The organism is Pseudomonas sp. GW821-FHT09A09 (assembly GCF_059418405.1).
In genome coordinates this window covers 1-10,937 of the sequence record NZ_JBWKPU010000038.1, presented here as the reverse complement: position 1 = coordinate 10,937, position 10,937 = coordinate 1, and the positions used below count along the sequence as shown (strand labels likewise).

The following is a 10,937-nucleotide window of genomic DNA, read 5'->3' as shown; positions in this document are numbered from 1 at the left end:
AGAATCACAGAAGATCGGATCCCTAAGGGGGAATGCCTTCCGAGCCAATTGGAGGAGCCCGGCTTGCCGGCGATCGCGATTCATCAGGCGCTGATGGCCACCAAACTCAACAACTGCTCCCCGTCCACCGCAAACTGCCCCACCAATTCCTTGCCATGGCACCATTCTTCGGACAAGTCCGTCAGTAGTCGCAACCGCACCCGGCCCGACGCCGACCACTCCACCACCTCGGCATGCTCAAAGTAAAAGCGCTTCTGCACAATCGGGTAGAGCGCCTTGAACAAACTCTCCTTCACCGAAAACGTCAGCGTCACCACTAGAGCAATCTGCTCACGCGGCACGCTGGCCATGCGTTGCAGCTCATCAGCCGTCAGAATTTCCCCTGCCAGGCGCTCCGCCCGTTCCAGGCTTAGCACATTCTCCAGGTCCATCCCCAGCCCGCGCCACTGCGTCTTGTGCCCGACAATCGCTGCCGCGTGCCCGGTGCTGTGGGTGATGGAACCGCTGATATGGGCCGGCCAGACCGGCGCGCGGTCGTCGCCTATAGCGGGCACGCAATCCAGTTGATCGAGCTGTTGCAGGGCTGCGCGGGCGCACAGGCGGCCGGCGAGGAATTCGGCCTGGCGCTTGGCTACTGAGCGCTGAATGCTGGCCGGCGGCAGCACGGCGCAGCGAAGGAAGTCGCCCTGCGCGAGCAGGGTGGGGTCGAAGCGGGTGCTGAGGAACACCGTACCGGGCAAGGGGTCGGGCAGCGGCCAATGGGCGTCGAGTGGGGTGCAGCAAGCGGGTAGGGGCGTCATGGGTACTATTTTGCTTCAGGTGGCGCGCCGGAGGATAGCCCGTAGCGGTTCAGGCGCGGTTCAGAGCCCGTTCAGGGGGAGTTCAGGGGCGCCTGCGTAGTCTGGCCCTACAGCCAAAACGCGTAGAGGTAAGCCCCATGACTGCGATCAAAAAGCTGATGTTGGCGTTATCCATGCTCAGTGCCACTGCCGGCGTCCAGGCGTCCGACGGTGCCTTCGCGGCATTCGGTAGCGAGAAAACCAAGAAATCCAGCACGTTGATCCAGCGTGTCAGCTTTGAAGAGGTGGGCAGCCAGGCCGCGCCCTGGGGCCAGTCCCTGGGCCTTGCCACGCCGCAACCGGCCTACCGTACCGGCTATGAACACCTGACGGGCCAATACAATGGCATTAAACTGCGCCCGCAAGACCTGCAGGGCCGCTATGATATCCCTCTGTCGGACAGTTGAATCGCCTTGGAGAGCCTTATGAAATTGCTGGTGGTAGAAGATGAGGCGTTGCTGCGTCATCACCTGTTTACCCGCCTGACCGACAGCGGGCATGTGGTCGAAGCCGTGGCCAACGCCGAAGAAGCCTTGTACCAGACCGGGCAATTCAACCATGACCTGGCGATCATCGACCTGGGCCTGCCCGGCATGGGCGGCCTGGACCTGATCCGCCAACTGCGCACACAGGCCAAGACTTTCCCGATCCTGATCCTTACCGCCCGTGGCAACTGGCAGGACAAGGTCGAAGGCCTGGCCGCCGGTGCGGACGACTATGTGGTCAAGCCGTTCCAATTCGAAGAGCTGGAGGCGCGGATGAACGCCTTGCTACGCCGTTCCAGCGGTTTCACCCAGTCGACCATCGTCGCCGGCCCGTTGCTGCTGGACCTCAACCGCAAGCAGGCGTCCCTGGATGAACAGCCTCTGGCGTTGACCGCGTACGAGTACCGCATTCTCGAATACCTGATGCGCCACCATCAGCAGGTGGTCGCCAAGGACCGCCTGATGGAACAGCTTTACCCTGACGATGACGAGCGTGATCCGAATGTCATCGAAGTGTTGGTCGGCCGCCTGCGTCGCAAGCTGGAAGGCCCGGCCGGGTTCAAGCCGATCGATACCGTGCGTGGCCTGGGCTACCTGTTCAATGAGCGCTGCCGTTGATTCGCTCGCTTCGTGTGCGCTTGATGTTGGCGGCCGCCACCCTGGCCGTGTTGTTCATGCTCGGTTTGTTACCGGCCATGCAAGGGGCGTTCAGCCTGGCGCTGCAGGATTCCATCGAGCAGCGCCTGGCGTCGGATGTCACCACGCTGATTTCAGCGGCACGCGTTGAAAACAACCGCCTGCTGATGCCGGCGCAGTTGCCGGACGAACGCTTCAACCTCACCGATAGCCGCTTGCTCGGCTATATCTACGACCGCGAAGGCCACCTGGTGTGGCGTTCGCGCGCCACCCAGGAAGAAAACATCAACTACAAGCCGCGCTATGACGGGCGCGGCAACGAGTTTGCGCGGATCCGCGAGGCCAATGGCCAGGAATTCTTCGTGTACGACGTCGAGGTCAGGCTGCTGGGCGGCAAGAGCGCGGCGTTCAGTATCGTCGCCCTGCAACCGGTGCGTGAATACCAACTGACCCTCGAAGGCCTGCGTGAGAACCTCTACCTGGGGTTCGGCGCCGCCTTGCTGGTGCTATTGACGCTGTTGTGGCTGGGCCTGACCTGGGGCTTGCAAGCCCTGCGGCGCCTCAGCCAGGAACTGGACCAGATCGAAGGCGGCACCCGTGAAAGCCTCACCGAGGAACACCCGCGTGAGCTGCTGCGCCTGACCGGCTCGCTCAACCGCCTGCTGCACAGCGAGCGCGAGCAACGGGCGCGTTATCGTGACTCCCTCGATGACTTGGCCCACAGCCTGAAAACCCCGTTGGCGGTATTGCAGGGGGTGAGTGAGGACATGGCCCAGCGCCCCGAAGACCGTGGCCAGGCCTGGGTGCTGCAATCGCAGATCGAGCGCATGAGCCAGCAGATCGGCTATCAATTGCAGCGCGCGAGCCTGCGCAAGAGCGGCTTGGTGCGCCACCAGGTGCGCCTGGAACCGGTGGTGCAAAGCCTGTGCGACACACTGGACAAGGTCTACCGCGACAAGCGCGTGACCGTAGCCTTCGAGCTGCCCGAGGACTGCGACGTGCCGATAGAGAAGGGCGCCTTGCTTGAGATGCTCGGCAACCTGCTGGAAAACGCCTACCGCCTGTGCCTGAGCGAAGTGCGCATCAGCCTGGTGGAAAGCCTGGAGGGCTCCGAGTTGTGCATTGAAGACGATGGCCCGGGCGTACCGCCCGACCAGCGCGCGCGGATCCTGCAGCGCGGCGAACGCCTGGACCGCCAGCACCCGGGGCAGGGGATCGGGCTGGCGGTGGTCAAGGACATCATAGAGAGCTACGGCGCACGGTTGACCTTGGGGGATTCGCCTTTGGGTGGGGCGGCCTTCAAGATTCATTTTCCGGCGGTGTGATCTCTATTGACCGTGCTGGCCTCATCGCAGGCAAGCCAGCTCCCACATTTTGAACTGTGAACCCCTTCAAGTGTGGGAGCGGGCTTGCTCGCGAAAGCGTCACTCGCATCAATACTCATCTGACGCCATCGCCGGCAAGCCAGCTCCTACAGTTAATGCATTCACACATATTTTGAACGGTGAGCCCCATCACCTGTGGGAGCTGGCTTGCCTGCGAAGAGGCCGGTGCAGGCGACACACCTCTAACTCTCCTGCGCGCGATACGCCCCCGGCGTCACCCCCGTCCACTTCTTGAACGCCCGATGAAATGCCGACGGTTCGGAAAACCCCAGCTGCTCGGCAATCTCCTGCAACGACAAATCCGCTCGCCCCAAATGGTAGATGGCGATGTCCCGCCGCAGCTCATCCTTGAGCGCCTGGAAGCTGGTGCCTTCTTCACGCAAATGCCGACGCAGGGTCTGCGGGCTGATGTGCAGGTGCTGGGCGACGGCCTCCAGGTCTGGCCAGGGCGTGCGGTCGCGGCTGAGCAGGCGGCGCAATTGGCTGCTCAGGCTGTCGCCTTCATCCGGCCGCGACAGCAGGTCGGCGGGGGATCGCTCTAGAAAGTGCTTGAGGGTGCGTTCGTCCTGCAACAGCGGCAGGCTCAGGTAGCGGCTGGGAAACACGAGGCTGCTGTTCGGTGCGCCGAACACCTGGGGGCAGGGGAACAGCAGGTCATATTCGCCCGCGTGGGCCGGCATCGGGTAACTGAAGGTGGCCTGGTTCAGGCGAATACGCTGGCCGATCAGCCAACTGCCCAAGCGATGCCAGATCACCAGCAGGCATTCGCTGAGGAAGTGATCCGGATCCCACAGTTGCGAGTCGTCCAGGCTCAATCGGGCCATGTCGCCCTCTCTTGTCAGGTGCCAACGCGGACCCTGCGGGAATAGGCTATAAAAGAGTAAGCCGCGTTCCAGAGCCTTCTCCAAGGTGCGGCAGTGGATGAGTGCGTGGCACATCATGGCGAAGGTGCCGCGTTTGCTCGGCCCCTCGGCGAAGCCCAGGTATTCGTCGTCCAGCGCCAGCCAGAGCATTTGCAACAGCCGGGTAAATTGCTCCGGCGCAATGCGGGCGCGGGGTTCGGTCAGCAGCTCGGGGGGGATGCCCACTTGCTGCAGCAGGCCCGAATAGTCATAACCGGCCCGGCGCGCACCGCCGAGGGCGGCCCGGGCGTAGTGACTGGCGATGGTACGTTCACGCATGTGAGGGCCTCGTCCATGGAGTGGCGGATGTTAGCCATCACCTGCCGGGGCGACAAGGCGGATATCCGCCAATTTGTAGGACAGGATTGGGCGAGCGGGCGGAATTCCGCCACCCTGTTTGGGGGGCTGGCAGGTGGATGAAAACCCCAAGCCCTGATGTCTAAAGGCCTTCAGGATTTTTAAGGAAAGTGGCACGGCGTTTGCGATAGAGATGACAGCGCAGGCCTGCTCGCCAGGACCTCGCAAACAACAAATCCCTCCAGTGCAGGAGGGTTCGCAATTCAAGTGTCGTGGGCAATGGCGGATCTTTGCCACACGGGACGATTGAGGAACTTTGCAATGACGACTCGTCAGCCACTGTACAAATCCCTGTATTTCCAGGTGATCGTTGCAATCGTTATCGGTATTTTGCTCGGTCACTTCTACCCGCAGACCGGTGTGGCCCTCAAGCCACTGGGCGACGGCTTTATCAAGCTGATCAAAATGGTCATCGCCCCGATCATCTTCTGCACCGTTGTCAGCGGCATCGCTGGCATGCAAAGCATGAAATCGGTCGGCAAGACCGGCGGCTACGCGCTCCTGTATTTCGAAATCGTTTCCACCATCGCCCTGCTGGTAGGCCTGGTCGTGGTCAACGTGATCGAGCCGGGCGCCGGCATGCACATCGACGTTACCAAGCTCGATGCCTCGAAAATCGCCACCTACGTGACTCAAGGTGCGGACCAGAGCGTTGTCGGCTTCATCCTCAACGTGATCCCGAACACCATCGTCGGCGCCTTTGCCAACGGTGACATCCTGCAAGTACTGATGTTCTCGGTGATCTTCGGTTTCGCCCTGCACCGCCTGGGTGCCTACGGCAAGCCGGTACTGGACTTCATCGATCGCTTCGCCCACGTGATGTTCAACATCATCAACATGATCATGAAGCTCGCGCCAATCGGTGCCCTGGGCGCCATGGCGTTCACCATCGGCGCCTACGGTGTAGGTTCCCTGGTGCAACTGGGCCAGCTGATGATCTGCTTCTACATCACCTGCATCCTGTTCGTGGTCGTGGTGCTGGGCGCCATCTGCCGCGCGCACGGTTTCAGCGTGTTGAAGCTGGTTCGCTACATCCGTGAAGAGTTGCTGATCGTACTGGGTACTTCCTCCTCCGAATCCGCACTGCCACGCATGCTGATCAAGATGGAGCGTCTGGGCGCGAAGAAATCCGTAGTAGGCCTGGTGATTCCAACCGGCTACTCCTTCAACCTCGACGGTACTTCGATCTACCTGACCATGGCTGCCGTGTTCATCGCCCAGGCGACTGACACCCACATGGACATCACCCACCAGATCACCCTGCTGTTGGTGCTGCTGCTGTCCTCCAAAGGCGCTGCAGGCGTGACCGGTTCGGGCTTCATCGTACTGGCTGCCACCCTGTCCGCCGTGGGCCACCTGCCGGTTGCCGGCCTGGCGCTGATCCTGGGTATCGACCGCTTCATGTCCGAAGCCCGCGCACTGACCAACCTGGTGGGTAACGCTGTTGCCACCATCGTTGTGGCCAAGTGGGTCAAGGAACTGGACACCGACAAGCTGCAGCGCGAGCTGGACTCTGGCGGTACCGGTATCTCCGAAACCCGCGAGCTGGATGACCTGGGCGTGGCCGAAGGCCCTGCACCTGTCGTCAAGTAAGCCGCTGATGGCGTGAACTGACGCCCCGGCTACCCACAAACGCCCCGACTTGTTCGGGGCGTTTGCGTTTCTGCCCGGCCACTCCCGGGTTTTTTGGTTTACATTAAGTAAATGCTCCATCAAAGGCCCGGTGAAGACCCGTCTTCACAAGAGAGCCTCCTCAGCCTGAGCCGATCTGCGCGCACCGAACCAGCAAGACCTTTTTGCGCCAGATGGCTCGCCCCTCAACGCAGTGTGAATAGGCGGGCGTGCCCATGATTACCCTGAAACTCAACGGTCAAGACCATCAACTGGATGTCACCGAGGATATGCCGCTGCTGTGGGCGATTCGCGACGTGGCGGGCTACAACGGCACCAAGTTCGGCTGCGGCATGGGCCTGTGCGGCGCCTGCACCATTCACATCGACGGCTCACCGGCACGCAGTTGCATCACCCCGATCGGCTCGGTCAAAGGCCAGGCCATCAGCACCATCGACAACCTGCACACCGATCCCATCGGCCAGGTGGTGCAGCAAGCCTGGCTGGACACCGCCGTGGCCCAGTGCGGCTACTGCCAGGGCGGGCAGATCATGTCGGCCACCGCCTTGCTGAAAACCAACCCCAACCCCAGCGATGAGCAGATCGAAGAGGCAATGGTCGGCAACATCTGCCGTTGCGGCACCTACAACCGTATCAAGACCGCGATCCGCCAGGCGTCCACCCACCTGCAGGGGGCCAAGGCATGAGCCAGTTACCTGCTGATTTCGTGCTGAATAACCTCAGCCGCCGTGGCTTCCTCAAAGGTGTGGGCGCCACCGGCGCATTGGTGATCGCCGCCAGTTGGGGCCTGCCCGATGCATTCGCCGCCGATGCCGTGAAGAAATACGGCGGCGACGCCATGCCCAACGGGCTGATCGATGACCCCAAGGTGTACGTCAGCATCGCCACCGACGGCACAGTGACCGTGGTGTGCAACCGTTCGGAGATGGGCCAGGGCGTGCGCACCAGTCTGAGCCTGGTGGTGGCCGATGAAATGGAAGCCGATTGGGCGCACGTGAAAGTCCAGCAGGCGCCGGGCGACGAAGTGCGCTACGGCAACCAGGACACCGACGGCTCACGCAGCATGCGCCACTGGTATGAGCCGATGCGTCGCTGCGGCGCCAGCGTTCGGGCGATGCTTGAACAAGCGGCTGCCGATCAGTGGAAAGTGCCGCTGGCTGAATGCCGGGCGCAGTTGCATAAAGTGATTCACCAGCCAAGCGGCCGTGAGCTGGGGTATGGCGAGCTGGCGGCCGCCGCCGGTGCGCTGGCGGTACCTGCCCGTGACAGCTTGCGCCTCAAGCCAGCGTCGGAATTCCGTTATATCGGCAAGGAAGGCGTCAAGGCCATCGACGGCGCCGACATCGTCAACGGGCGCGCGGTCTACGGCGCGGACGTGCACTTTGACGGCATGCTCTACGCCACCATCGCACGGCCCAAAGTGTATGGCGGCAAGGTCAAATCCTTCGATGCCACGGCGGCGTTGAAGGTGCCGGGCGTGATCAAAGTGCTGGAAATCGAAAGCCGGCCCTTGCCTTCCGAGTTCCAACCCCTGGGCGGTGTGGCCGTGGTGGCCAGCAACACTTGGGCGGCGATCAAAGGCCGGGAGGCGCTGAGCATTGTCTGGGACGACGGCGTGAATGCCGGCTACAACTCCATCGACTATCGCAAGGAGCTGGAGGCCGCCGCCTTGAAACCGGGCAAAGTGGTGCGCAACACCGGCACCCTCGACCAGGCCATGGGCGAGGCCGATAGCACCCTGGAAGCCGCCTACTACCTGCCGCACCTGTCGCAATCGCCAATGGAGCCGATGGTCGCCATTGCGCGCTTCGACAAAGGTGAGTGCCAGGCCTGGGGCCCCAGCCAGGCGCCGCAGGTGACCCGCGAGCGCATCGCCGAGCGCCTTGGCCTGCCGTTCGACAACGTGACCTTCAACGTAACCTTGCTGGGCGGTGGCTTCGGGCGCAAATCCAAGCCCGACTTCATCATCGAAGCCGCTGTTCTGGCCAAGGAATTTCCGGGCAAAGCCGTTCGCGTGCAATGGACCCGCGAAGATGACATCCACAACTCCTACTTCCACACCGTGTCGGCCGAGTACCTCAAGGCCGGCCTGAACAAGGATGGCCTGCCGTCGGCTTGGCTGCACCGCACCGTGGCGCCGAGCATCACCGCATTGTTTGCGCCGGGCATGAACCACGAGGCGGCCTTTGAGCTGGGCATGGGCTTTACCAACATGGCCTACGCGATTCCCAATGTGCGCCTGGAAAATCCCGAAGCAGCGGCTCATACCCGTGTCGGCTGGTACCGTTCGGTGTCGAACATCCCTCACGGGTTTGCGATCCAGAGCTTTGTCGATGAGTTGGCCCACAAGGCTGGCCAGGATCCGCTGCAGTACCAGCTCAAGTTGCTCGGGCCGGACCGTCAGATTGATCCCAAGACCTTGAGCGATGAGTGGAACTACGGCGAATCCCCCGAGCGCTACCCGATCGACACCGCACGCCTGCGCGGCGTGCTGGAGACCGCGGCCAAGGCGGCCGGCTGGGGGCGCACGTTGCCCAAGGGGCGTGGCCTGGGCTTGGCGGTGCACTACAGCTTTGTGACGTACGTGGCGGCCGTGATCGAGGTTGAGGTCAAGGGTGATGGCACGCTGATCGTGCACAAGGCCGATATTGCCGTGGATTGCGGCCCGCAGATCAACCCGGAGCGCATCCGCTCGCAGTTTGAAGGCGCGTGTGTGATGGGTCTGGGCAACGCGGTGCTGGGCGAGATCAGCTTCAAGGATGGCAAGGTCCAGCAGGACAACTTCCATATGTACGAGGTGGCGCGCATGTCGCTGGCGCCCAAGGAAGTGGCGGTGCACTTGGTGACGCCCAAAGGCGAGGTGCCGTTGGGCGGCGTTGGTGAGCCCGGCGTGCCGCCGATTGCGCCGGCGCTGTGCAATGCGATCTTTGCCGCCACCGGCAAGCGTATCCGCAACCTGCCGGTACGTTACCAGTTGCAGGGCTGGCAAGAGGCGAAGGCCTGATGGACAGCGTGGATCTGAATGTCTTGCGCAGCGTGCTGGAGTGGCGCCGCGCCGGGCAACAGGTGGTGCTGTACAGCGTGGTGCAGACCTGGGGCAGTGCGCCGCGCCCGCCGGGGGCGATGCTGGCCCTGCGCGGCGATGGGGTGGTGATTGGCTCGGTGTCGGGCGGTTGCATCGAGGACGACCTTATTGCGCGCCTGCAGGACGGTCGGCTGGCGGATGACGGGCCACCGGTGCAACTGGTGACCTACGGCGTGACCCGCGACGAGGCCGCCCGATTCGGGCTGCCGTGTGGCGGCACGTTGCGCCTGACTGAAGAGCGGGTGGTGGAGTGGGCCTGGGTGGCTGAGCTGCTGGCGCGTTGCGAGGCTCATCAGATCGTCGCGCGGGAGCTGGACCTGGCGACCGGTGAAGTCACCCTGAGCGATGCCAGCAAGACGGATGTGGTGAGCTTTGACGGCCAACGCTTGCGTGCCATTTATGGCCCGCGCTGGCGCCTGTTGTTGATCGGTGCCGGGCAACTGTCGCGTTATGTCGCCGAGATGGCGCGGCTGCTGGACTTTGATGTGCTGATCTGTGACCCGCGTGAAGAGTTTGTCTACGGTTGGGAGGAACAGCAGGGTCGCTTCGTGCCGGGAATGCCGGATGAAGCGGTGCTGAATATCCAGACCGATGAACGCACCGCGATTGTCTGTCTGACCCATGACCCGCGTCTGGATGACATGGCCTTGCTCACGGCATTGAATTCCAGGGCGTTCTACATTGGCGCGCTGGGGTCGCGGGTTAACAGCCAGAAACGTCGGGAAAACCTGGCGCAGCTCGGCCTGTCGGCGGAGGCGATTGCGCGCCTGCACGGGCCGATCGGCGTGTATATCGGCAGCCACACCCCGGCGGAAATCGCTTTGTCGCTGATGGCGGAAATTGTTGCGATCAAGAATGGCGTGGCGGCGGTGCAGAAAAAACCGTTGCCGGTGGTCGCCGAGTGACCGTAACGGCGATTGTTATGGCCGCAGGGCAGGGCAGTCGTTTTCGTGCCGAGGCGGGGGCGGGCAAGGATAAATTACTGGCCGATTGCATCGGCCGGGATGGTGTGACGCGGCCCGTCATCGAGCAGGTGCTTGCGAATTTGCCAGCGTGCGTGGCACGGCGTCTGTTGGTGACGTCGCCCGAACGAACGGAGGTCATTCGCCTGGCCAAGGCCTATGGCTGTGAGGTCTTGCTGCTGCACTCGGCCGGCATGGGCGAGAGTATCGCTGCAGCAGTGGCAGCCAGTGGTTCGGCAGGCGGATGGCTGGTGGTGCTGGGGGACATGCCGTTCATTCAGTCGTCGACTATCGAGCAGGTGGTCGAGAGGCTGCAAGCGGATAGCATCCACGTCCCGGTGCAGGCGGGGCAGTATGGTCACCCCGTGGCGTTTGGTCGTGCGTTCGGGCCGGGGTTGACGGCGTTGGCGGGTGATCGCGGCGCTCGGTCGCTGTTTGCCGCTGGCGCTGTCAGGGAGATCCTAGTGGATGATCCTGGCGTGTTGTGGGATGTCGACTTGCCCTCCCTCTTGAGCTACACCCTCACCTCCTGAACTGCCCTCCAGGTCCTGAATTGTCCCCGACCCTGTAGGAGGGCGGGGGGGGGGGGGGGGGGGGGGGGGGGGGGGGGGGGGGGGGGGGGGGGGGGGGGGGGGGGGGGGGGGGGGGGGGGGG

General features: G+C 63.0%; 10 protein-coding genes. 8 read left to right on the top strand and 2 right to left on the bottom strand.

The genetic code is table 11. From position 1 onward, the window contains the following. Positions 1–83: 83 nt before the first annotated feature. Positions 84–800, bottom strand: a complete 717-nt coding sequence (locus AC07OV_RS25555; protein WP_495093226.1) for a 4'-phosphopantetheinyl transferase family protein — start codon at positions 798–800, stop codon at positions 84–86. A 137-nt stretch (positions 801–937) separates the two neighbouring features. On the opposite strand from AC07OV_RS25555, the gene AC07OV_RS25550 reads away from it, so the two are divergent. The 3 genes from AC07OV_RS25550 to AC07OV_RS25540 are packed head-to-tail and all read left to right on the top strand — an operon-like array spanning position 938 to position 3,285. Next, positions 938–1,246 carry a hypothetical protein gene (locus AC07OV_RS25550; RefSeq protein ID WP_176997937.1) on the top strand — a complete coding sequence of 103 codons (309 nt, stop codon included), beginning with the start codon at positions 938–940 and terminating at the stop codon, positions 1,244–1,246. An 18-nt stretch (positions 1,247–1,264) separates the two neighbouring features. Next, positions 1,265–1,942 (top strand): response regulator, encoded by a 678-nt coding sequence (locus tag AC07OV_RS25545; protein ID WP_010208358.1) that lies wholly within the window; start codon positions 1,265–1,267, stop codon positions 1,940–1,942. After that, positions 1,939–3,285 carry an ATP-binding protein gene (locus AC07OV_RS25540; RefSeq protein ID WP_494999144.1) on the top strand — a complete coding sequence of 449 codons (1,347 nt, stop codon included), beginning with the start codon at positions 1,939–1,941 and terminating at the stop codon, positions 3,283–3,285. The genes AC07OV_RS25545 and AC07OV_RS25540 overlap by 4 nt, the downstream gene beginning before the upstream one ends. Positions 3,286–3,527: 242 nt before the next feature. On the opposite strand, the gene AC07OV_RS25535 is transcribed toward AC07OV_RS25540, so the two are convergent. Then, entirely contained in the window at positions 3,528–4,526 is a 999-nt protein-coding gene (locus AC07OV_RS25535; RefSeq protein ID WP_495093225.1) for an AraC family transcriptional regulator, read from the bottom strand. Between the two features lie 339 nt (positions 4,527–4,865). On the opposite strand from AC07OV_RS25535, the gene AC07OV_RS25530 reads away from it, so the two are divergent. From AC07OV_RS25530 to AC07OV_RS25510, 5 genes are all read left to right on the top strand, one after another. Beyond that, positions 4,866–6,197, top strand: a complete 1,332-nt coding sequence (locus AC07OV_RS25530) for a dicarboxylate/amino acid:cation symporter (RefSeq protein ID WP_495093224.1) — start codon at positions 4,866–4,868, stop codon at positions 6,195–6,197. Positions 6,198–6,451: 254 nt separating this feature from the next. After that, on the top strand, positions 6,452–6,922 hold the full coding sequence (locus tag AC07OV_RS25525) for a (2Fe-2S)-binding protein (RefSeq protein ID WP_176997933.1): 471 nt from the start codon (positions 6,452–6,454) through the stop codon (positions 6,920–6,922). Next, positions 6,919–9,240: a xanthine dehydrogenase family protein molybdopterin-binding subunit gene (locus tag AC07OV_RS25520; protein WP_495093223.1), complete on the top strand. Its 2,322-nt coding sequence runs from the start codon at positions 6,919–6,921 to the stop codon at positions 9,238–9,240. Before AC07OV_RS25525 ends, AC07OV_RS25520 begins: the two co-directional genes overlap by 4 nt. Next, positions 9,240–10,226 (top strand): XdhC family protein, encoded by a 987-nt coding sequence (locus AC07OV_RS25515; RefSeq protein ID WP_495093222.1) that lies wholly within the window; start codon positions 9,240–9,242, stop codon positions 10,224–10,226. The genes AC07OV_RS25520 and AC07OV_RS25515 overlap by 1 nt, the downstream gene beginning before the upstream one ends. Next, positions 10,223–10,816: a nucleotidyltransferase family protein gene (locus AC07OV_RS25510; protein WP_495093221.1), complete on the top strand. Its 594-nt coding sequence runs from the start codon at positions 10,223–10,225 to the stop codon at positions 10,814–10,816. Before AC07OV_RS25515 ends, AC07OV_RS25510 begins: the two co-directional genes overlap by 4 nt. The last annotated feature ends 121 nt before the right edge of the window (positions 10,817–10,937 follow it).